At 72.2% G+C, this 21,942-nt stretch carries 20 protein-coding genes and 2 tRNA genes; 2 read left to right on the forward strand and 20 right to left on the reverse strand.

Annotation, left to right across the window (positions count from 1 at the left end; all coding sequences use genetic code 11):
* Positions 1-220: 220 nt before the first annotated feature.
* From ABD329_RS37620 to ABD329_RS37655, 8 genes are all read right to left on the reverse strand, one after another.
* Entirely contained in the window at positions 221-2,899 is a 2,679-nt protein-coding gene (locus tag ABD329_RS37620; RefSeq protein ID WP_344317558.1) for a ComEC/Rec2 family competence protein, read from the reverse strand.
* Entirely contained in the window at positions 2,896-3,810 is a 915-nt protein-coding gene (locus tag ABD329_RS37625; protein ID WP_309142958.1) for a ComEA family DNA-binding protein, read from the reverse strand. The genes ABD329_RS37620 and ABD329_RS37625 overlap by 4 nt, the downstream gene beginning before the upstream one ends.
* Before the next feature lie 418 nt (positions 3,811-4,228).
* On the reverse strand, positions 4,229-5,074 hold the full coding sequence (locus ABD329_RS37630; RefSeq protein WP_344317559.1) for a DegV family protein: 846 nt from the start codon (positions 5,072-5,074) through the stop codon (positions 4,229-4,231).
* Positions 5,075-5,299: 225 nt separating this feature from the next.
* Positions 5,300-6,010, reverse strand: a complete 711-nt coding sequence (locus ABD329_RS37635) for a hypothetical protein (RefSeq protein WP_344317560.1) — start codon at positions 6,008-6,010, stop codon at positions 5,300-5,302.
* A gap of 155 nt (positions 6,011-6,165) precedes the next feature.
* Positions 6,166-9,042, reverse strand: a complete 2,877-nt coding sequence (gene leuS / locus ABD329_RS37640) for a leucine--tRNA ligase (RefSeq protein WP_344317561.1) — start codon at positions 9,040-9,042, stop codon at positions 6,166-6,168.
* Between the two features lie 277 nt (positions 9,043-9,319).
* Positions 9,320-9,392, reverse strand: a tRNA-Ala gene (locus tag ABD329_RS37645).
* A gap of 101 nt (positions 9,393-9,493) precedes the next feature.
* Complete coding sequence (locus ABD329_RS37650) at positions 9,494-9,727, reverse strand: hypothetical protein (protein WP_037945988.1); 234 nt, start codon at positions 9,725-9,727, stop codon at positions 9,494-9,496.
* Positions 9,728-9,969: 242 nt separating this feature from the next.
* The gene (locus tag ABD329_RS37655; protein ID WP_344317562.1) at positions 9,970-10,413 is read right to left on the reverse strand and encodes an MFS transporter; all 444 of its coding nucleotides are present in this window, start codon (positions 10,411-10,413) and stop codon (positions 9,970-9,972) included.
* Between the two features lie 282 nt (positions 10,414-10,695).
* On the opposite strand from ABD329_RS37655, the gene ABD329_RS37660 reads away from it, so the two are divergent.
* A complete protein-coding gene (locus ABD329_RS37660; protein ID WP_344317563.1) occupies positions 10,696-10,917 on the forward strand; it encodes a hypothetical protein in 222 nt (73 codons plus the stop codon).
* A 22-nt stretch (positions 10,918-10,939) separates the two neighbouring features.
* Here ABD329_RS37660 and ABD329_RS37665 read toward each other — a convergent pair.
* The 7 genes from ABD329_RS37665 to ABD329_RS37695 all read right to left on the reverse strand — a co-directional run bounded on the left by ABD329_RS37665 (position 10,940) and on the right by ABD329_RS37695 (position 15,241).
* Positions 10,940-11,012: transfer RNA gene (locus ABD329_RS37665), tRNA-Ala, on the reverse strand.
* Positions 11,013-11,084: 72 nt separating this feature from the next.
* Positions 11,085-11,738, reverse strand: a complete 654-nt coding sequence (locus tag ABD329_RS37670; protein ID WP_344317569.1) for a histidine phosphatase family protein — start codon at positions 11,736-11,738, stop codon at positions 11,085-11,087.
* The gene (gene rsfS, locus ABD329_RS37675; RefSeq protein ID WP_046086602.1) at positions 11,735-12,175 is read right to left on the reverse strand and encodes a ribosome silencing factor; all 441 of its coding nucleotides are present in this window, start codon (positions 12,173-12,175) and stop codon (positions 11,735-11,737) included. The genes ABD329_RS37670 and rsfS overlap by 4 nt, the downstream gene beginning before the upstream one ends.
* A gap of 122 nt (positions 12,176-12,297) precedes the next feature.
* Positions 12,298-14,112, reverse strand: coding sequence for an LCP family protein (locus ABD329_RS37680; RefSeq protein ID WP_344317565.1), 1,815 nt, complete (start codon positions 14,110-14,112; stop codon positions 12,298-12,300).
* Positions 14,113-14,122: 10 nt separating this feature from the next.
* Positions 14,123-14,734, reverse strand: coding sequence for a nicotinate-nucleotide adenylyltransferase (gene nadD, locus ABD329_RS37685; RefSeq protein WP_037945980.1), 612 nt, complete (start codon positions 14,732-14,734; stop codon positions 14,123-14,125).
* 59 nt (positions 14,735-14,793) lie between these two features.
* On the reverse strand, positions 14,794-14,961 hold the full coding sequence (locus ABD329_RS37690; protein WP_037945979.1) for a hypothetical protein: 168 nt from the start codon (positions 14,959-14,961) through the stop codon (positions 14,794-14,796).
* Positions 14,962-15,088: 127 nt separating this feature from the next.
* Entirely contained in the window at positions 15,089-15,241 is a 153-nt protein-coding gene (locus tag ABD329_RS37695; protein WP_044575378.1) for a hypothetical protein, read from the reverse strand.
* A gap of 103 nt (positions 15,242-15,344) precedes the next feature.
* On the opposite strand from ABD329_RS37695, the gene ABD329_RS37700 reads away from it, so the two are divergent.
* Positions 15,345-16,613, forward strand: a complete 1,269-nt coding sequence (locus ABD329_RS37700) for a M48 family metallopeptidase (protein ID WP_198279758.1) — start codon at positions 15,345-15,347, stop codon at positions 16,611-16,613.
* Positions 16,614-16,631: 18 nt separating this feature from the next.
* Here ABD329_RS37700 and ABD329_RS37705 read toward each other — a convergent pair whose 3' ends face one another.
* From ABD329_RS37705 to proB, 5 genes are all read right to left on the reverse strand, one after another.
* The gene (locus ABD329_RS37705) at positions 16,632-17,714 is read right to left on the reverse strand and encodes an SCO2583 family membrane protein (protein WP_198279759.1); all 1,083 of its coding nucleotides are present in this window, start codon (positions 17,712-17,714) and stop codon (positions 16,632-16,634) included.
* A gap of 116 nt (positions 17,715-17,830) precedes the next feature.
* On the reverse strand, positions 17,831-18,457 hold the full coding sequence (locus ABD329_RS37710) for an SCO2584 family spore wall biosynthesis protein (RefSeq protein WP_309142849.1): 627 nt from the start codon (positions 18,455-18,457) through the stop codon (positions 17,831-17,833).
* A gap of 106 nt (positions 18,458-18,563) precedes the next feature.
* Complete coding sequence (locus ABD329_RS37715; RefSeq protein WP_198279761.1) at positions 18,564-19,862, reverse strand: glutamate-5-semialdehyde dehydrogenase; 1,299 nt, start codon at positions 19,860-19,862, stop codon at positions 18,564-18,566.
* Positions 19,863-19,953: 91 nt separating this feature from the next.
* Positions 19,954-20,415: a hypothetical protein gene (locus ABD329_RS37720; protein ID WP_198279762.1), complete on the reverse strand. Its 462-nt coding sequence runs from the start codon at positions 20,413-20,415 to the stop codon at positions 19,954-19,956.
* Between the two features lie 258 nt (positions 20,416-20,673).
* A complete protein-coding gene (proB, locus tag ABD329_RS37725) occupies positions 20,674-21,906 on the reverse strand; it encodes a glutamate 5-kinase (RefSeq protein ID WP_425574432.1) in 1,233 nt (410 codons plus the stop codon).
* Between the last annotated feature and the right edge of the window lie 36 nt (positions 21,907-21,942).

Raw genomic sequence — 21,942 nt, forward strand, 5'->3', positions numbered from 1 at the left:
CGAGACCGCCGCGCCACCTTTTTTCCTTTGTGCCGGACGACCTGAAGAAGCCGACCACCATCACCACCTCCAAGGGGGTTCGACCCACCGCCCTGTGCGGTAGGCCCGTCCCTCCCCCTCGGGGGTCAGGCCAACCTGGCGGCGGTGAGGAACCACGCCCTGTCCGTGGTGACAGGCTCAAAGGTACAACCGACCCCCATTGATCGGTAGTTGGGGTGTTTCAGCCGGACCGTTGTGCGGCCGCGTCGCGACCTCCGAGGACCGCCCGCAGGCCCCGGTCGCGCGTGACCGCGATGGGGCCGTCGGTGTCGGTTCGCAGTACGGCGGCGCCCTGGGCGCGCAGGGCGGCGATGGTGCGGGGCGAGGGGTGGCCGTAGGGGTTGTCGGCGCCGCAGGAGATCAGGGCCAGGCGGGGGCTGAGGTGTCGGAGCAGTTGTGGGTCTTGGTAGGCCGAGCCATGGTGGGCGACCTTGAGGACGTCGATCTCGGGGAGGGCCGGGTGTGTCGTCAGCAGGGCCTGCTGGGCGGGGGGTTCGAGGTCGCCCAGGAGGAGCAGGGTCAGGCCCGCCGTGCGGACGAGGAGGGTGACGCTTGCGTCGTTCGGGCCCTCGGTCGCGGTCGGGGCGGGTGCGGGCGGGGGCCAGAGGACCTGCCAGGAGAGCGGGCCCAAGCGTCGTCGCTCCCCCGGCCGCGCCGGGATGACCGGGATGTGCGCCGACCGGGCCGTGCGGCGTACGGACTCGGCCTGGCCTGGTGGTTCTTCCAGGGCGGTCGTCTCGATCGCGCCGACCGCGCGGCCGCGTAACGCACCGGTCAGCCCGGCCACATGGTCGGCGTGGAAGTGGGTCAGGATCAGGAGCGGAATCCGGACGACGCCCAGGGAGCGCAGGCAGCGGTCGACGGCTCGTGGCTCGGGGCCGGTGTCCACGACGACGGCCGTGCCGGGGCCCGCGGCCAGGACCAAGGCGTCGCCCTGGCCCACATCACACGCCACCATCCGCCAACCGGGCGGTGGCCAGCCGGTGATGAGCCGGGCCAGGGGTGCCGGGCGTACGACGACCAGCAGCACCAGCAGCGCGCATCCAGCGCACAGCAGTCGGTGGCGCAGCAGTCGGCGGCCCGCGAGGACCACGGCCAGGGTGACGGCGGCCAGCAGGAGCGCGCCGGTCCAGCCGTCCGGCCAGTCCGCCTCGGCCCCGGGCAGCGCCGCGCCGGTGCGGGCCACCTGGGCGATCCACTCGGCGGGCCAGCCCGCCGGCCAGGCGATCCACTGGGCGAGCGGCGGTGCGACGGCGGCCGCCGCGAGCGCGGCGAAGCCGAGGGTGGTGGCGGGGGCCACCGCCACCTCGGCGATGAGGTTGCAGGGGATCGCCACCAGGCTCACTCGCGCGGCCATCACCACGACGACCGGTGCGCAGACCGCTTGGGCCGCGGCGGCGGCCGCCAGCGCCTCGGCCACCCGGGGCGGTACGCCACGGCGCTGGAGGGCCGCGCTCCATCCCGGCGCGATGGTGAGCAGGGCGCCGGTGGCCAGTACGGAGAGCAGGAAGCCGTAGCTCCGGGCCAGCCAGGGGTCGTAGAGCACCAGCGCGACGACGGCGGCGGCCAGGGCCGGGAGCAGGGAGCGGCGGCGGCCGGTGCCGAGGGCGAGCAGGGTGATCAGCCCGCAGGCGGCGGCGCGCAGCACACTGGGCTCGGGTCGGCAGACGATGACGAAGGCGAGCGTGAGCCCGCCGCCGAGGAGAGCGGTGGTGCGCAGCCGGATGCCGAGCGCGCCCGCGAGACCGCGCCGCTCGGCGCGCCCGGCCAGCTGGGGCGGGCCCGTGAGCAGGGCGAGCACCAGGGTCAGATTGCTGCCGGAGACGGCCATGAGGTGCAGCATGTCCGTGGCCCGGAACGCCTCGTCCAGCTCGGGCGGCACCCGTGAGGTGTCCCCCACGACCAGCGCCGGGAGCAGCGCCCGTGCGTCCGCGGAGAGCCCATCGGCCGCGGTGCGCAGCCCGGCGCGCAGCCGCCCGGCCAGCCGCTGGACCGCGCTGGGCGGACCGGTGACCTTCGGGGGCCCGCCGCTTACCCGCACTACGGCCGCGATGCGGTCCCCGTCGCGTAACGGTGGCGCCATGCGGCCGTGGACGCGCAGACGTGTGGACGGCAGCAGCCCGAGCCAGGCCGTCCGCTCCTTACCGGACCCTGGGTGGACCGTGACCAGGACGGGGGTGCGGGTGGTGGTCGTGGTGCCGTCGGGGCCGATGACCCGATCGGCCTCCGCTTCCAGGACCACGGACGCGGGCGCGAGCGCCGCGCCCCGCACGCGTGGCCGGGTGAGCCGTGGGTCCCCCGTGACCGTCACCTCGGCGGTGGCACCGGCGTACTCCCGGGCGAGCGCGGGGACGGGGCCACGACGTACGTCCGCCCCGTGCAGTCCGGCAACCGCCCCCGCAGCGGCCCCGCACAACAGCGATGCGGCGATCGCTCCCGCCATACGGCGCCCACGCCAGGCGACACCGCGTGACGGCGAAGTGGCTCGCTGCCCCGGTACGTTGCTGCCTCCCTCGCGGGGTTCGGTCGCGCCCCGGCCGTCCCGAGGCGGTGTCGGCGAGGGCGTGTCCGGTCCGTGTCGGGGGCGGCGTGGGTCGTGGTGTCGGCCGTCCGGTGTCGGGGCTCGTCGGCGGATCCGGAGGAGCAGGGCCACCGCTACGAGGGCGGCTGCTGTACAGGCGAGGGCCGCCGTTAGGGGTGATGCGTCCAGGGCGAGTGCTGCGGCTGCCCAGGTGGCCAAGGCCGGGGGCACCAGCCGGAGGTCGGGTGGGCCCTCCTGGCGTGGGTGTGACGCACCGCGCGGGGACGCGGCGGCCGCATGGACCGGGGCGCGGGTGCGCGAGGGCCGCGCGGACGTCATGGCTGGACCAGCGGGCGCAGGTCGGCGAACCGGCGCTCGCCGATGCCGTTCACCTCGCGGAGTTCATCGATGGAGCGGAAACCTCCGTGCTGGGTGCGGTAGTCGAGGATGTGCCGGGCCAGGACGGGGCCGACTCCCGGCAGGGTGTCGAGCTGTTCGGCGGTCGCGGAGTTGAGGCTGACCGGGCCACCGGGTGCCCCCGGTCCGGCCGGTGCGTTGGGCGCGTTGGGCGCATTGGGTGCGGTTGAGCCGTTGGGCGCATTGGGTGCGTTGGGCGCATTGGGTGCGTTCGAGTCACTGACCGCCGCGCCCGGCGCCGGTGGTCCTGCCGCGGGGGCGCCGACCACGATCTGTTCCCCGTCCACCAGCGGGCGGGCACGGTTCAGCCCGCTCAGGTCGGCGCCCGGCCGCGCCCCGCCCGCCGCTTCCAGCGCGTCCGCGACCCTCGACCCGGGCGGCAGCTTGCGCAGGCCGGGGCGGCGGACCTTGCCCGTCACATCCACCACGACCTTCCGGCCGCCGCCGGACGAGGTGAGCTGCCCGCCCGGCGTGGGGCCGAGTTCTGAGGGCGCGGCGCGCGGGGGCTCCGGGTCCGGGGCGCGCACGGTCTGGGGGCGGCCGATCCAGAAGTGGTAGACCGCGAATGCCACCGCGGTGAGCAGGGCGACCGCCAGGGCGGCGACCGCTTTCAGTTCCATGCCGCAGCGCAGCTGAAGCCACAACGGCAGCCGCTCGCGCAGCGCCAGCCCTGCCCGGTCGCGTCTGCGCAGCGGAGCGCTCTCAGAGGCGTTCTCGGAGGCGTTCTCGGAAGGGTTTCCCGACGCGTTCTCAGGCCCCTCCTCATGCCCGTCGGCCCCGCCCTCGGCCCCGCCCTCGGTCAGCTCCTCGTTCCGCACCTTCTCCGCCGCCACAGCCGACCCCGCGATGCCCTTCGGTCCGTCCCGGCTCCCCAGAGCAGTGGACCCGACCGCCACCGGGGGCGCCGGGGGCGCCGGGGGCGCCGACGAGGCCGTGGCGAAGAGCGCCGCCGCGCGGCTCGCGCGTGAACGTGATGATGCGGCGGGGTGCGGCTGGCCGTGGGCGCTGCGGTGGCGGCTTCCGGCACCCACCAGACCCGTACCGGACGGCGGGCGTGGGCGGCGGCCCGCCCCGCCGTCGCGATGGCGGCCCCGCCCCGGGCCCGTGGTTACTGTGCGTGATCGTGACCTCATGCCACCTGACGGTAGACACACGCGGCCGATCGCGCCGATCCGCATCAATTTCCGGGGATAACCTCCGCGTTGTGGACAACTCCGTCACCCCGCCGGGTGAAGAGCCCCCCACCCTCCGCTATCGCGGAGAGACCACCGCCCCCAACAGTCCGGGCCCGGTGTGCGCCCCGATCACCGCGCCCACCTCGCTCACATACAGCTCCGCCAGCCCCGGCACCCGCTCCCGCAGCCGTTCCGCGAGCGCCGCCGCCCGGTCGCCCGCCGCCAGGTGCTGCACCGCGATGTCCACCGGGCTCCGGCCGGCCCGCTCCACCACGATCTCCTCGAGCCGGGCGATGGCCTTCGAAGCGGTGCGGACCTTCTCCCGCAGCTCGATCCGACCCTCGTCGAGCTGGAGCAGCGGTTTGACCGCGAGTGCCGAGCCGAGGAGGGCCTGGGCCGCGCCGATGCGGCCACCGCGCCGGAGGTAGTCGAGGGTGTCGACGTAGAAGTACGCCGCAGTGCTGTCGGCCCGCTTCTCCGCCGCCGCCACGGCCTCGTCCAGCGTGCCGCCGCCCTCCGCCGTCTCGGCCGCCGCCAGCGCGCAGAAGCCGAGCGCCATCGCGACCATTCCGCTGTCCACCACCCGCACCGGAACGGGCGCGTCCTGTGCCGCGAGCACCGCCGCGTCGTAGGTGCCGGAGAACTCGGCCGACAGATGCAGGGAGACGATGCCCGTCGCACCCTCCTCGGCGGCGGCCCGATAGGCGGCCGCGAACATCTCCGGGCTGGGCCGGGACGTCGTCACCGGCTTCCGCTTCTGCAACGCCTGCGCGAGGGACCGGGCCGAGATCTCGGTGCCCTCCTCCAGGGCCCGGTCTCCGAGCACCACCGTCAGCGGCACGGCGGTGATGCGGTGCCGCTCCATCGCATCCTGCGGCAAGTACGCCGTGGAATCGGTCACGATCGCGACATGGCGGGACATGACTGGGAGGTTATCGGGGGATGGCGCCTGCCGACAGCGCGACCCCACCGGGTGATCAATTGCCTTGCCGATCATGCCCTGTTCAGACGTGACTCAGATCCTGTTCTCAGACCGGGTTCGTACGGGGGTTCACGGGTTCCGCGTTCCCTGGTCTCCGGATTCCCGGATTCTCTGGTTTCCGGGTCTCCGGGTCTCCAGATTCCCGGATTCCCTGGTTTCCGGTTCTCAGGCCGTGTTCTCGGGACGCGGGGACTTCTGCCAGGGCTTCTGCCACGACTGGGGCTCCGTATTCCCCCTCGCCCCGAGCGACGGGCGAGGCGGCTCCGGCGCCTGCCCCGCCTCGGGCCCAGGTCGCGCCCCCGCCTCGGGCGTCGCCAACGGCTCGTCGGGCTCCACCGCCGTCCAGTGCCGCAGCGCCCCCGCCTCCATCTCGATCTCGCGGCCCAGCGAGTCCAGATCGTCGTGCGCCATCCGATGCGACCGCTCCTGCACCGCCCAGCGCAGCGAGTCGGCCGAGTGGGTGATCCGCTGCGCGCGCTCCCGCATCTCGGGCAGCAGGGCGGCGAGCCGGGCCCTGTCGGGCTCCTGCTCCAGCCGCTTCAGATCCGCTTCCAGGTCCAGCGCATGGCTGCTCAGCCGCTGGAACAGGCCCAACGACTCCGACAGGGACCGGTCTTGCGGGGCGGCCGCTTGCAGGGCCTGCCCGGTGGCGCGCATCGAGCCGCGCAGCGAGAGCCGCAGCTGGGCGAGCTCACCGGCCGCGCCCGGCTGGGCGAGCTGCCGGGCCCTGAGTCTGGTCTCCTCCACCGTGACGCGGGCCTGGTGCACCGTACGGTCGATACCGCGCTTGGCCGCCCTGACCCCGCGAACAACCCCATAGACCCCCGCCAGCATGATCAGGACGAAAAGCGTCAACAGGATCCAGATGGCTTCCATGTGCGCTCCTTGGGGCGGCGGTCACGGCACGGTGGCGGTCGTCCTCTCAGCGTAAACGCGCCGGGCGGGTCAGAGGTTCCTGACGAACCCCCGACCCGCCCACGCGCGAAAAACCCGCCCGACGCGCGCCCGCGCGTGAAAGCGTGAAAGGCCGATCAGGCCGGAACGATGTTCACCAGCTTCGGCGCCCGCACGATGACCTTACGGATGCCGGCGCCGTCCAGCGCCGCCACGACCGCCGGGTCGCCCACCGCCAGCGCCTCCAGCTCCTCGTCGGAGACCGAGGGCGCGACCTCCAGCCGGGCCTTGACCTTGCCCTTGACCTGCACCACACAGGTGACGGTCTCATCCACGACGTACTCCGGATCGGCGACCGGGAAGGACTCGTGGACGACCGACCCGGAGTGGCCCAGCTTGCGCCACAGCTCCTCGGCGACATGCGGGGCCAGCGGCGAGATCAGCAGCACCAGGCCCTCGGCCACCGAGCGGGGCACCTCGCGCACCTTCGTGACGTGGTTGTTCAGCTCGGTGATCTTGGCGATGGCGGTGTTGAAGCGCAGGCCCTCCATGTCCTGCCGGACGCCGTCGATCGCCTTGTGCAGGGCGCGCAGCGTCGCCTCGTCGGGCTCGGTGTCGACGACGGTGACCTCTCCGGTGCCCTCGTCGACGACATTGCGCCACAGCCGCTGCAACAGCCGGTACTGCCCGACGACGGCGCGGGTGTCCCAGGGCCGCGAGACGTCCAGCGGACCCATGGCCATCTCGTACAGCCGCAGCGTGTCGGCCCCGTACTCGGCGCAGATCTCGTCCGGCGTGACGGCGTTCTTCAGGGACTTGCCCATCTTGCCCAGCAGTCGGGAGACCTTCTCGCCGTGGTACCAGTAGGCGCCGTCCCGCTCCTCGACCTCGGCGGCCGGGACGGCGATACCGCGGCTGTCCCGGTAGACATACGCCTGGATCATGCCCTGGTTGTACAGCTTGTGGAACGGCTCGACCGAGGAGACGTGCCCCAGGTCGAACAGGACCTTGGACCAGAACCGGGCGTACAGCAGATGCAGCACCGCGTGCTCGGCGCCGCCCACGTACAGGTCGACACCGCCGTGCGGCTGCCCCTCGCGCGGCCCCATCCAGTAGCGCTCGGCCTCGGGGTCGACCAGCCGCTCGCTGTTGTGCGGGTCCAGGTAGCGCAGCTCGTACCAGCAGGAGCCGGCCCAGTTGGGCATGGTGTTGGTCTCGCGGCGGAACGGCCGCGGCCCGCGGCCGTCGCCCAGGTCCAGCACCACGTTGACCCACTCCTCGTTCCGGGACAGCGGGGTCTCCGGGGAGGTGTCGGAGTCGTCCGGGTCGAAGGTGCGCGGCGAGTAGTCCTCGACCTCGGGCAGCTCCAGGGGCAGCATCGACTCGGGCAGGGGGTGGGCCACGCCCTCCTCGTCGTAGACGATCGGGAAGGGCTCGCCCCAGTACCGCTGACGGCTGAACAGCCAGTCGCGCAGCCGGTAGTTGACGGTGCCCTCGCCGATGGCGCGGGACTCCAGCCACTCGGTGATGCGCGCCTTGGCCTCGACGACGCCCAGCCCGTCCAGCGATACGGACTCCCCCGTCGAGTTGACGATCTTGGCGTCGTACGAGCCGAAGGCGTCGTCCCAGGTCGACGGGTCCGTGCCGCGATCGTCGGACGGCTCGACGACGCAGCGCATGGGCAGCTCGAAGGCACGGGCGAAGGCGAAGTCACGGCCGTCGTGCGCCGGGACGGCCATGATCGCGCCGGTGCCGTAGCCCATCAGCACGTAGTCGGCGATGAAGACCGGCACCCGGTCGCCGCTGACCGGGTTGACGGCGTACGCGCCGGTGAAGACGCCGGTCTTCTCCTTGGCCTCGGCCTGCCGCTCGACGTCGGACTTGGCCGCGGCCTGCTTGCGGTAGGCGTCGACGGCCTGGGCCGGGGTGGCGTGGCCGCCTGTCCAGGCGTCGTGGGTGCCCTCGGGCCAGGCGGCCGGAACGATCTGGTCCACCAGGCCGTGCTCGGGCGCCAGGACCATGTAGGTGGCGCCGAACAGGGTGTCCTGGCGGGTGGTGAAGATCGTGATCTTGGCGTCGGGATGCTCGGCCACCGGGAAGTCGACCCGGGCGCCCTCGCTGCGGCCGATCCAGTTGCGCTGTTGCAGCTTGATGGCCTCGGGCCAGTCCAGCTCGTCCAGGTCGTCCAGCAGCCGGTCGGCATAGGCGGTGATGCGCATGTTCCACTGGCGCAGCTTGGCCTTGAAGACCGGGAAGTTGCCGCGCTCGGAGCGGCCGTCCGCGGTGACCTCCTCATTGGCCAGCACGGTGCCCAGGCCGGGGCACCAGTTGACGGGCGCGTCCGAGGCGTAGGCCAGGCGGTGGTCGCCCAGGATGTCGGCGCGCTCGGATTCGGTCAGCTCGGCCCAGGGGCGGCCGTCGGGGGTCGGGCGCTCACCGGAGGCGAACTGCTGGACCAGGGTGTCGATGGGGCGCGCCGTCTTCGCCTCCGGGTCGTACCAGGAGTTGAAGATCTGCAAGAAGATCCACTGGGTCCACTTGTAGTAGTCCGGGTCGATCGTCGCGAACGAGCGTCGCTTGTCGTGGCCCAGGCCCAGGCGGCGCAGCTGCCGCCGCATGTTCTCGATGTTGGCCTCGGTGCTGACCCGCGGGTGGGTGCCGGTCTGCACCGCGTACTGCTCGGCGGGCAGGCCGAAGGCGTCGAAGCCCAGGGTGTGCAGGACGTTGTGGCCCGTCATGCGGTGGTAGCGGGCGAACACATCGGTGGCGATGTAGCCCAGCGGATGGCCCACGTGCAGGCCCGCGCCCGAGGGGTACGGGAACATGTCCATGACGAACTTCTTGGGCCGGGCGACGGCCTCGGCGTCGCCGGCCAGGTCGCCGCCCGGGTTGGGCGCCTCATACGTGCCGTGCGCGTCCCAGAAGTCCTGCCAGCGGGCTTCGATGTCGGCGGCCAGGGCGGCCGTGTAGCGGTGCGGCGCGGCCACCTCGGCCGCGGCGTTGGTCTCGCTCATGGTCCTCAAAGCTCCATCGGTCGTCTCTGCCTGCGGCAACGCAGCGGATCCCTGCTTCCGAAACAAAAAGACCCCTCGCACAGGAGGGGACGCCGCGCTGATGCCGACCGGAGCTGTACTCGGCCGGTGGTGATCAGCGCGGCCCGCTAAGCAGAAGGCGTACGGCACGCATGGAGCCAGGTTACCGCAGGGCGCGGACGGGCCGCACGGAGGTGGTGACCCCCGTCACGCGACGCGAAAGGCGGGCCGCCCTTACGGACGACCCGCCTCCTTGATGTGGAGCTAAGGAGAATTGAACTCCTGACCTCCTGCATGCCATGCAGGCGCTCTACCAACTGAGCTATAGCCCCAGGTCTTGCCCCGCCCGGTTTCCCCGGCGGCGACGCCTACATTACACGGATGCCCCGGCCTTCCGCCAAATCGATTGGCCGGGGGCCGGAGCAGATCCCCGTTACGCCGTCGCGAACGAATAGAAACGCTTCAGCGTGCAGTGCTCGTCGAGGAGCCGACCGTAGATCGGCTCCCCTTCGAGCTCACGGTAGGTCTCGATGGGATCGCCCCTGATGATCAGCGCCCGCGCGCACTCCGCACACCAGTACTGGTAGTCGGGATTGAGCGGCTCCATGTCGCGGACGATCGGTGTACCGGTGCCGCACCAGTCGCACTTCCGGCTGTGGGCTCCCATCTCACTCAGCTCCAGCTATGGCCGCAGGCCGTACACACGTAGGAAACACCGCCGTTGTCACCGAGGACCTGTGCCACATGTCCGGAGCCGCAGGACGGGCACACGATGCCCGCTCGTGCCCTGCGGGACGGGTCCTCGATCGCATCGAGGATGCTGGTCCGCATCCCACCTGCCCTCCCCATCGGACGTGTCGGCCCCATCCCCCTCCGGCCGTCCGATTCTGCCACGGGACGACGCGCAGGTCAGCGGAGATGCCCCACTCGTCTCACCAGACTCATCAGCGCTCCGCACAGCGCGGCCCCGGCCAAGGCGACGCAGGTCACCCACAGGGCGTCCGCGGAGGCACCCGCACTGGGCACCGTACCGTCCGCCGCGCCCAGGAACACCGCCCCGAACACCGCGACGCCAGTGAGCGGGCCGAGTTGAGCCGCTGTCACCAGCACCCCGCCGGCGTCCGGCGCCTCCTGCTGCCTTACGGTCGCCAACGTCCGCGTGAGCAGGGGGCCGTAGGCGAACGAGAGTCCCGCGCCGGAAGCCGTAAGGGCGACGAGGATCCATGGGCCGCCGTCCGTACCGTCGCGCAGCGCCAGACCCGCCCCGGCGAACGAGACGGCCGCCAGCAGGAATCCGCCCGGGACGGTGGCGGCGTGCCAGCGGGCGGGCAGCCGCTGCCAGTTGAGGCCCACGACGCCGAACGCGACCGCCGTGGCTAGGGGGCTTCTGATGGATCTCCGTGGAGGAAGGAGCGGCGTTCGGTGCGTGCTCTCGGCGTGCCGGACGGAAGCCCTCGTAGCGGAGCTACTAGGGGTTTTGTCCGGTGCGGCGAGAGGGCGTGCCGGGCGTCGCGACGCCGCGGAGATCCATCAGAAGCCCCCTAGCCGTACCCGCTCGCGGATCCCACCGAGTGCTTCGACGGCGATGCCGCGCCCGGTGCCTTGCGCGACGGACACGATCTCCTTGCTGACGCGGTGGTTCACCCAGGTGGCACGGCGACGTTCCTTCTGCGCGCGGCGGGCGAGGCGCCGAGGTGGCCGAGCCGGGACCCGGCCCCGCCGGGCTCCCGGATCAAGATGGTGCGGCACACCTCGGTCGGCGAGATCCGGCCGGCCTCGACCTCGATGCGGGTCAGCGGGGTGCCGGAGACCCGGGCCGGAGGCGGCGCGGAAAGCAGCGATCCCGCCTCCCTGTGAGGGAGACGGGATCCTGGTGCCGTGGAGCTAAGGAGAATTGAACTCCTGACCTCCTGCATGCCATGCAGGCGCTCTACCAACTGAGCTATAGCCCCGCTCTTCTCGGCGCCGTAGCGCTTCGAACGAGAAGGAGCATAGCCGGTGACCTGCCGGAAAAGGAAATCCGCTCAGTCGTCGTCGCCGAGCACCGGCTCGGGCAGCGATCCGGCGTTGTGCTCCAGGAGCCGCCAGCCCCGCGCGCCCTCGCCCAGAACGGACCAGCAGCAGTTGGACAGGCCGCCCAGGGCCTCCCAGGTCCGGGGCTCAAGACCGAGCAGCCGGCCGATGGTGGTGCGGATCGTGCCGCCGTGGCTGACCACCACGAGCGTGCCGTCGTCCGGCAGCTTGTCGGCGCTCTCGAGCACCACCGGCGCCGCCCGGTCGGCGACCTCGGTCTCCAGCTCACCGCCGCCGCGCCGGATCGGCTCCCCGCGCTTCCACGCCGCGTACTCCTCGCCGAAGCGCTCGATGATCTCCTCATGGGTCAGCCCCTGCCACGCGCCCGCGTAGGTCTCCCGCAGGCCCGCGTCATGCGCGACCGACAGGCCCGTGACGGCGGACAGCTCGGCGGCCGTGGCCGCCGCCCGCTTCAGATCCGAGGCGATGATCGCGTCGGGCTTCAGGGCGGCCAGCAGCCGGGCCGCGCGGTGCGCCTGCGCGACACCGGTGTCGGTCAGCTCGATGTCCAGGGAGCCCTGGAAGCGGCGTTCTATGTTCCAGGCCGTCTGGCCGTGGCGCCACAGGACGATGCGGCGGCCACGGGCGCCTTGGGTGCCGTTCAGCTCAGCTCACCGCCCGCGCCGCCGTCCGGGCCCTGCGCCTGCGCGTACTCCTGCGCCTTGCCGCGGGTGGCCTCGGCGTCGGCCGGGAGCTCCAGCTGCGGGCAGTCCTTCCAGAGCCGCTCCAGGGCGTAGAACACCCGCTCCTCGCTGTGCTGGACGTGCACCACGACGTCCACGTAGTCCAGCAGCACCCAGCGGGCCTCGCGGTCGCCCTCGCGACGCACCGGTTTGGCGCCCAGGTCCTTGTTCAGCCGCTCCTCGATCTCGTCGACGATCGACTTGACCTGGCGGTCGTTGGGCGCCGAGGCCAGCAGGAAGGCGTCGGTGATGGAGAGCACATCGCTGACGTCGTACGCGATGATGTCGTGCGCGAGCTTGTCGGCGGCCGCCTGGGCGGCGGCGTTGATGAGCTCGAGGGAGCGGTCCGTGGCGGTCACAGGCAAGGCTTTCGGTCGGTGGTACCTCGAAGGTCTGGTTCCCCCCAGGGTCTCACGCCCCACCGTCACGCCGGGCGGCCGTGGTCCGGGCCGGCTCGGCCCGGACCACGGCCGGGGCCGGCTCAGCCCGTGGCGTCGTAGTCCGGGCCGAGGAGGACCGTGATGTCCGCGTTGGCCGCGCCCTTGCCCTTCCGCACCGATGCCTCCGGCAGCCCGAGCGTCTTGGCGACCTCCTTGGCCTGGCCCGCCTGGGCGGCGTCCGCGTAGGTCACCCGCGAGGCCGACTGCGCATCGCCGCCCTCGGCGGCCGTGACGACCGTGAAGCCGCCGTTGACCAGCGCCACCCGCGCGGCGCTCGACGCGTCCTTGGGGCCTCCGGCGTTGGTCACGCTGACCCGGGGCGCGGTGCTCTTGTCGGAGTTCTTGACCGTGCCGCCCAGGATGTCCTTGACCACGTGGTCGGTCGCCTGGCTGCTGAGCGTTCCGTCCGGCTGGACCGGCAGCATCGCGGTGTCGTACGCACCGCTCTTGGCCTGCCCGGCCAGCTTCGCCAGCGACGCGCCCAGCTGCTGCTCGGACAGCGACGGGTCGGGGATCTGGGCCAGCGACTCCACGGTGCTGGTGGCGCCCTTCTCGTCGCTGGAGAGCTTCTTCAGCGCCGCGTGCATGACCTGCCCGAACCGCGCGAGCTGCTTGGACTGCGCCTCGCCGGGCGCGCGGTAGGTGGCGTACGCCACGGCCGCCTGGCCGCTCACGATCTGGTCCTTGCCCCGCTTGACCAGGGGGTCCTCGCCCTTCTCGGGGCTGGGGACGGTCGCGTCGGTGTCGAGGCTGATCCCGCCGACCAGCTCGACGAGGTTCTCCAGATAGGGCGTGTCCAGCCGCCAGGTGCCCTGGATCTTCGACCCCAGCAGGGTGCTCAGGGAGTCCCGGGTGGAGTCCGAACCCTCGTCGGTCACGGACTTGCCGAGCGTCGTGGAGGCGCCGTCCTCGGTGGAGACGGCCAGCGAGTTCGGCAGCAGGACGGTGGTGCCCTTCTTGGTGGTCTCGTTGTCCACCAGCAGGGCCGTGGAGGTGCGGCCGCCCTTGGTCTCGCGCAGGTGGACGACGATCACATCGCGCTTCTGCGGGCCGCCCGCGGCCGCCTGGTCCCGGGCGTCGTCGGACAGCCCCGGGAGCTTGCCCGCGTACCAGAGGTAACCGACCCCGCCCGCCGCGGCGAGAACCAGGACCACGACGAGTGCTATAAGGCGGTTACGGCCCTTACGACGGCGTTCGTCGCGGCGCTCGGAGCGGGTCTCGGCGAACTTCAGCCAGTCGATGACGTCGTCGGATTCCTCGTCCTGCTCCTCGACGAAGGAGAACTGCTCGGTGTGGTACTCCTCCTGATCGGCACCCCCGGGGCGCTTCCGCTCCGGGGGCCGGGGCCCGGCGGAACGGGGCTCCTCGGCCGGCGGCGCCTCGGATCCGGGGCGCAGCTGCTCCGGGCTCAGCTCCTCGTAGGGGTTGGGCTCCGGGCCGGGCTCCTCGCGCTGCGGGGGGACGGTCGGGGCGGCGGCCGCCTGCGGGTAGCCGTAGCCGTAACCCTGCGGTGGCTGTTGTTGGTACTGCTGCTGTTGCTGTGGGTACTGCTGTTGTTGCTGCTGAACGTACGGGTCGTAGTTCTGCGTCTGGGTGTGGAGCTGCTGGGGCTGCTGGGGCTGCTGGGGCTGGTGATGCTGCGGTCGGCCGTAAGGGTCGTACCCGTACCCGTCGTGTGGCTGCTGCTGTTGCTCCCCGTACTGCGCCTGCTGCTGAGCGTACGGGTCGTAACCCTGCTGCTGTTCCGCCTGCGGCTGGTAAACCGGACGCCCATAGGCGTCATAGCCGTAGATCTGAGGCTCCTGGCCATACGGGTCCTGTGCGTACGGGTCGTACGGATCCTGCCGGTCGTTCACCGGTACCCCTTCAGCAGTCGTGCCGGTACAGCTCGCGCTTGTCGATGTAGCGCACCACGCCGTCCGGCACCAGGTACCAGACGGGGTCGCCATGAGCGACCCGCGCCCGGCAGTCCGATGACGAGATCGCCAGCGCCGGGACCTCCACCAGCGACACCCCGCCCTCCGGCAGCCCCGGGTCGGCCAGTATGTGCCCGGGTCTGGTCACCCCGATGAAGTGGGCCAGCGAGAAGAGCTCTTCGGCGTCGCGCCAGGTGAGGATCTGGTTGAGTGCGTCGGCCCCGGTGATGAAGAACAGATCGGCGTCACCGTTGAGGGCGCGCAGTTCCCGGAGGGTGTCCGTGGTGTAGGTGGGCCCGCCGCGGTCGATGTCGATACGGCTGACCGAGAATTGCGGGTTCGAGGCGGTCGCGATGACCGTCATCAGATAGCGGTCCTCGGCCGGGGAGACCTTCTTGTGACTCTTCTGCCAGGGCTGCCCGGTCGGCACGAACACCACCTCGTCGAGGTGGAACTGCGAGGCCACCTCGCTCGCCGCGACCAGGTGGCCGTGGTGGATCGGGTCGAACGTCCCGCCCATCACACCCAGTCGCCGCTTGCCGGACCCTTTCTGCTCTTCCATGCGTGCAGACCCTACTGGGCCCGGCCCGGAGCCGGGGCCCATAGGGGCAATCGCCCAGGTCAGCGGTCCCGGTTGAAGCGCGTGGTGATCCACAGCAGCAGGAAGAGGATCACCAGGGCCGCACCGCCGGTCATGAAGGGGCTGATGCTCGGGTGGGTGTCGGTGTGCTCACCGCCCTCGGACGCGAGCGTGGTCAGGGCGGCATGTGCGGTGCTGAAAGCGGTCATCGCGGCAGTACCTATCCGGGTCTAGGCGTCACAACACGTCGGCCACATCGTATGCGAGGCGGTTTTCGGTCCCGATGTCCGTCCTGCTGGTGGCAGCCCCGCTCGTCTCAGCCCCGCTGGTATCCGCTCAGTCCTGCTTGTAACCGCGCAGCAGGAACCAGGCGAGCAGGGCGGCGCCCACCACGCCGACCACGATGACGATGCGCAGCAGCGCTCCCGGGCCGTCGTTGCTGTGGGAGGTGGCGGCGAGGGCTTCGGTGAGGCCAGTCATTTCGGGCATGTCTCCACGCTAACCCCCAGGCGCTCAGGGCCTAGGCTGGGGGCCGCCGGACGAGGGCCCGGGCCGGGCGCCTCGTCGAGCGGGCCATCAACGAGGGGGCGACATGAGCGACAGCCACGAGACCGGTGGTGGGAACGGGACGGGAGACGCCCGGGAGCATGTGCCCAGCCGAGAGCGGCGGCGGTTCCCCGGGATCTCCTCACGGGCGTACGAACATCCGGCGGACCGCTCCGCGCTGGTCGCGCTGCGCAAGCTGACCGGTTTCGACACCGTCTTCAAGGCGATGAGCGGGCTGCTGCCCGAGCGGAGCCTGCGGCTGCTCTACCTCTCCGACTCGGTGCGGGTCAGCGAGCGGCAGTTCGCCCATCTCCACGACATGCTGCGGGACGCCTGCTACATCCTGGACCTGGAACGGGTCCCGGCCATGTACGTCACCCAGAACCCGCAGCCGACCGCGATGTGCATCGGCATGGACGCGCCGATCATCGTGATCTCCACCGGTCTGGTCGAGCTGCTCGACGAGGAGGAGATGCGGGCGGTCATCGGCCATGAGGTGGGCCATGCGCTGTCAGGTCACTCGGTCTACCGGACGATACTGCTCTTCCTCACCAGCCTCGCCATGAAGGTCGCCTGGATTCCGCTCGGCAATGTGGCGGTGCTGGCGCTGGTGACGGCGCTGCGGGAGTGGTTCCGCAAGTCGGAGCTGTCGGCGGACCGGGCGGGGCTGCTGGTCGGACAGGATCTGCGGGCCTCGATGCGCGGGCTGATGAAGCTCGCGGGCGGCCATCACCTCCATGAGATGAACGTGGACGCCTTCCTGGAGCAGGCGGAGGAGTACGAGTCGAGCGGCGATCTGCGGGACTCCGTCCTCAAGATCATGAACATGCTGCCGCGCAGCCATCCGTTCACCACCGTGCGCGCCGCCGAGCTCAAGAAGTGGGCCGCGACCCGCGACTACCAGCGGCTCATGGACGGCCACTACCCGCGCCGCGACGAGGACCGGGACACCTCGGTCAGCGACTCGTTCCGGGAGTCCGCGAGCCACTACGCGGAGTCGGTCCGCAGCAGCAAGGACCCGCTGTTCGCCTTCGTCAGGGACGTGGCGGGCGGCGCCGGGGACCTGGGCAGCAAGCTGCGCGACCGGTTCACCGGCGGTGCGGGCAAGCACGGTGAGACCGCCGGGGAGGGCACGCCGCCCCGGGAGGAGCCCGGGGCGGAGCCCCAGGGCGGGGCGCGGGGCGGCACTCAGGACGACCCCCGGGGCAGGGCTCGGAGCGGCGCTCAGGACGCGGCCGAGGACCAGCGGCCCACAGACGGGCCGGAGGAGCGGCCGGGGAACGACGAGCCCGGGGACACCCCGCCGCGGCCCTGAGACGGCCCCTGACGGCCCTCAGGAACCCCCGTTGACGGCGGGCTGGGTCCCGGGGGCCAGGACGCCGCACAGCGAGACCGCCGTGCGGCCGGTGGTGTACGGGTCGGTGCCCGTCGGGGCGTCGCCCTTGGCACTCTGACCGGCGAGCATCGGCCGCAGATAGCCGGAGGCGTTCGCGGCGCAGGCCTGCGGGCCCGCCAGCACGGTGCTCTGCACCAGCTCGAGGTGGTGGTCGCGCAGATCGTCCCGGTCGAAGCGGAACCGCGTCTCACGGCGCACGGTGAACAGCGACGCGTGGTCCGGTCCGCGGTCGTGGGCGGGCTGGAGCGCGTAGACGAAGACGTGGTCGGCGGCGACCTCCAGGGTCGCGGCGCTGCGTTCGATGACCGTAAGGGTGCCGCGGACCCGCACCGGGGCGTCGGCCAGGGTCACCTCGGCCGGGTTGAAGCGGTTCAGCCAGCCGGTGGCCGCGTGCCGTCCGTCGTCGACCGGGTGCTGGAAGCTCTGGTCGAACTGGGTCTGCTGGGCCGGGTCCAGCAGCAGCCTTACGGCCTGCACCGGGCCGCCGGTGAGCACACCCGGGTCGATGGCGGACTTGACCAGGTAGTCCTTGGCGGTCGTGAGCGCCGTCATCACCTGGCTCTCGGAGAAGCTCTGGGTGCGGCGGGCGCCGGGCACGGTGACCCCTTCGGCGCCGGTGCGGAACTCGGCGGCCGGGCTGTTGCGGAACAGCCGGCCCGGCGGCCCTCCGGGTACCTCACCGCGCGGCGCGAGCGGCACCACGCTGCTGTGCAGCGGCTCCACGGTCTGCGGCTGCGGCGTCTGGTACGGGTGGCGCACCCCCATGTAGACGGCGGCCGCGAAGGCGATGGCGATCAGCAGGACGAGCGCGACGGCCTGGCGCGACGCACCGGCCCTGGCCCAGGCGTGCCGACTGCGCACCGCCCGTGCGTGTTCGCCCATCCGCTCGTCGGCGGAGAACTCCTGGAGCCGGGCAGCACGGACGAAGGACTCGTCGAACACGACGGAGCGGTACTCGTCCTCACCACCTCCCGGGACGCCCTCGGGTGTCCCCTCGGGAGGGTCTCCACGCCCGGTCATATCTCAAGAGTAGGTCGCCAGGGGCGACGGTAAACGCGGTGGTACTCCACAACTTGGGAGGCGAGTGCGGAGGAAACGCCCCATAGGCCGCGGCATGCTAGCCGGGTACGAGGACGTCACCGCGACGGCGGGACGGCGGAGGCGGTCGAGCCCTTGGCCCCGGTCGGCTCCGGGGCCGACTCCGACCCCGAGGGCTCCAGACGCGGCTGTCCCGAGGGCGAGCCGTCGACACCGCTGGTGGCGGGCGGTGGGGCCGGGTCCTGGCGGTTGCCCGAGGCGCCCCGGTAGACGGCGGTGAAGGCCAGGGCGACCACGCCGATGCCCATCAGGACGGCCAGCAGCCAGGCCACCGGGCGGTGCCAGCGGGCATGGCCGCGGTAAGGGCGCCCCGCGCTGCCGTAACGCCCATAAGGGCCGTAGGCGTCGTCCCCGTCCCGCCCGGGGCCGAAGCGCCCGTCGGGGTCGTCCGCGCCGTAGAGGTCGGCCTCCGCGCCGTACCCATCCTCGAAGAGCTCGTCCTCGGGCGGGACACCGGCCCTGCGGCGCCGGGACGCCTCGGCCTCGGCACGGGCCTCGGCGGCGGCCAGCATCCGCTCGATGGCGGTGGGCTCATGGATCGGGGCCGACCGTACGAAGTCCTCGTCGAAGACCACGGCGGCGAACTCGTCGTTCGTCTCGCCGTGGCTGCGGTCGTCGGGCTCGTCGCCGTCCGGGAACGGCTTGCCCCCCACGTCGTCCGGCACCCATTCAGAGTAGACCGGACGGGTCAATTTGGGCAGGGTGAAATGGTATTCGGGGGAAGATCCACCCTAGCGGCGCCGGAAATCGACCATCCCCCGAACGGGTGAGTCAGCGGGTGTGGCCGTCTCCGGTGACGATGTACTTCGTCGAGGTCAGCTCGGGCAGCGCCATGGGTCCCCGGGCGTGCAGCTTCTGGGTGGAGATGCCGATCTCGGCGCCGAAGCCGAACTGCCCGCCGTCGGTGAACCGCGTGGAGGCGTTCACGGCGACCGTGGTGGAGTCCACGAGCTGGGTGAAGCGGCGGGCGGCCTGCTGGGACGACGTGACGATGGCCTCGGTGTGCCCGGAGGACCACAGGCGGATGTGGTTCACCGCGGCCTCCAGGGAGTCCACGACACCCGCCGCGATGTCGTACGAGAGGTACTCGGTCTCCCAGTCGTCGACCACCGCCGGGACCACAGTGGCCTTGGAGCCCTCCGCGAGCGCCATCACCCGCTCGTCCGCGTGGACCGTGACCCCGGCCCCGGCCAGGGCGTCCAGGGCGCGGGGCAGGAACCTGTCGGCGATGTCCTGGTGCACCAGCAGCGTCTCCGCCGCGTTGCACACGCTCGGCCGCTGGGCCTTGGAGTTCACCAGGATCTCGACCGCCATGTCGAGGTCGGCCTCGGCGTCCACGTACACATGGCAGTTGCCGGTACCGGTCTCGATGACCGGGACCGTGGACTCCTCGACGACCGTACGGATGAGGGACGCGCCGCCGCGCGGGATCAGCACGTCCACCAGGCCGCGGGCGCGCATCAGCTCGCGCACCGACTCCCGGCTCTCGCCCGGCACCAGCTGCACCGCGTCCGCGGGCAGCCCCGCCCCGCCGACGGCGTCGCGCAGGACCTTCACCAGCGCGGCGTTGGAGTGGGACGCCGACGAGGAGCCACGCAGCAGCACCGCGTTGCCCGACTTCAGGCAGAGCGCCGCGGCGTCCACCGTCACATTCGGCCGGGCCTCGTAGATGATCCCGACGACGCCGAGCGGCACGCGCACCTGGCGCAGGTCGATGCCGTTGGGCAGGGTGGAGCCGCGCACCACCTCGCCGACCGGGTCGGGCAGCGCGATCACGTCGCGGACGTCGGAGGCGATGGCCCGCACCCGCTCGGGGGTGAGCGTCAGCCGGTCCACGATGGCGTCGCTGGTGCCGGCCTCGCGGGCCCGCTCCACATCGGCCGCGTTGGCCTCCACGATCTCCTTGGTGCGCACCTCCAGGGCGTCGGCCATCGCGAGCAGGGCGTCGTCCTTGACGGCGCGCGGCAGCGGCGCGAGATCGGCTGCCGCGACCTGGGCCCGGTAGGCGGCCTGGAGGACCGGGGACTTCGGCCAGGGGTCGGCGAGCGGCGACGTGGGTGCGCTGGTCATGCCCGAAGCGTACTGAGCCGGGAGCGGAGATCCACGCACTATTCCGCAGTTCGAGATGGCGTTCTCACATCTCGGCGCCGCACATCCGTGCTCAGAACGGATGCACGCCCACCGGGGAGGCCGGTGGCGGCCCGTACCCCTCGGCGACCCGATGGTGATAGGTGTCACGGTCGATGACCTCGAGCCCCACGATCTCCCAGGGCGGCAGCTTGGCCGAGGCCCGGTGCTCGCCCCACAGCCGCAGCGCGACCGCCGCGGCGTCATGCAGATCACGGGCCTCTTCCCAGTAGCGGATCTCGGCGTGATCGTTGGCATAGCGGCTGGTCAGCAGGAACGGATGGTCATGGGCCAGCTGCTCGAGCGCCCTGCGGACCTCCGGCAGCGGCGCCTCGCTCCCCGAGACGCTGAGGGTGATGTGCCACAGCCGGGACGCCTCGCCACGCCCGGCATCGTGCGCCACGGCGTCACCGGACCCGGCGTCGCCCGCTCCGACACTGGTCAGGGTGCGCTCCGCCGCCCCTCTGGGCGACGCCCCCGGGCGCCCTCGTCTCACCGGCGGCCTCCTGTAACTCGCTGCTCCGCTCACGCGCGGGCGGAGCATCTCGTGACGGTGCCATGGCCGCGGCCTTCCGCTCGGACTCCGCCGCGTCTCCCACAGCCGGCGCGCTGCCCCGCGCGACCCCGTTGAACAAAGTTGACCAGCCCACGCCCGCCCGCGGGGCGCTTTTGAGGTTTTTCGGAGGGGGGTTTATTTTCCGGCGGCCCGGTTCGCCTCGAGTCGCCTCCAGGGTGTCCGCGCCGCCGGAGCGGCTCAGTCCAGGACGACGAGGTCGTCGCGGTGGACCACCTCTCGTTCGTAGGCCGGGCCGAGCTCGCGGGCCAGGTCCCTGGTCGAGCGGCCGATCAGCTGCGGGATCTCCTTGGCGTCGAAGTTGACCAGGCCACGGGCCACGGGGCGGCCCTCGGTGTCCCTCAGCTCGACCGGGTCACCGGCGGTGAATTCGCCCTCCACGGCCGCGATCCCGGCGGGCAGCAGCGAGGTGCGGCGCTCCACGACGGCCCGTACCGCGCCGTCGTCCAGGGTGAGGGCGCCACGTGGCGCGGAGGCGTGGGCGAGCCAGAGCAGCCGGTTCGCCGAGCGGCGGCCGGTGCGGTGGAAGAACGTGCCCGTATGGCGGCCGAGCAGGGCGTCCCCGGCCCGGCTCGCGGAGGTGAGCACCACCGGGACCCCGGCCGCGGTGGCGATCCGGGCCGCCTCGACCTTGGTGACCATGCCACCGGTGCCCACCCCCGAGCGGCCCGCACTGCCGATGGAGACGCCGTCCAGGTCCCGCGGGCCCCGGACCTCGTCGATCCGGGAGGTGCCGGGGGTCCTGGGGTCCCCGTCGTACAGGCCGTCCACATCGGAGAGCAGCACCAGCAGATCCGCCCGGACGAGATGGGCGACCAGGGCCGCGAGCCGGTCGTTGTCGCCGAACCGGATCTCGTCCGTGGCCACCGTGTCGTTCTCGTTGACGATCGGCAGCGCGCCCATGGCCAGCAGCTGGTCCAGGGTGCGGGTGGCGTTGCGGTAGTGGGCGCGGCGGCTGGTGTCGTCCGTGGTGAGCAGCACCTGGCCGACCCGGCGCCCGTAGCGCGCGAAGGACGCCGTGTAGCGGGCCACCAGGAGCCCCTGCCCGACGCTCGCGGCCGCCTGCTGGCGGGCGAGGTCGCGGGGGCGCCGGTCCAGGCCCAGCGGGGCCAGCCCGGCGGCGATGGCACCGGAGGAGACCAGGACTATCTCCTTGCCGTTCGCGCCGCCCTTGCGGTCGCCGCCCTTACGGTCGCCGCCCTTACCGTCTCCGGCCTTACCGTCCGCGTCCCTGCCGCCGTCGCCCTTACCGTCGCCGTCGAGCACCTTGGTGAGCACGTCGACCAGCGCGTCCACGCGGTCCGCGTCCAGGCCCCCCGCCGCGGTGGTGAGGGAGGACGAGCCGACCTTGACCACGATCCTGCGGGCGGCGGCCACCTCGTCCCGTACCGCCGACCCGTCCTGCTCCGCCACGCCGCTCCCTCGTTCGTCCCCGGCCCATCACACGCC

The organism is Streptomyces javensis, from assembly GCF_039525925.1.
GTDB classification, from domain to species: Bacteria; Actinomycetota; Actinomycetes; order Streptomycetales; family Streptomycetaceae; genus Streptomyces; species Streptomyces asiaticus.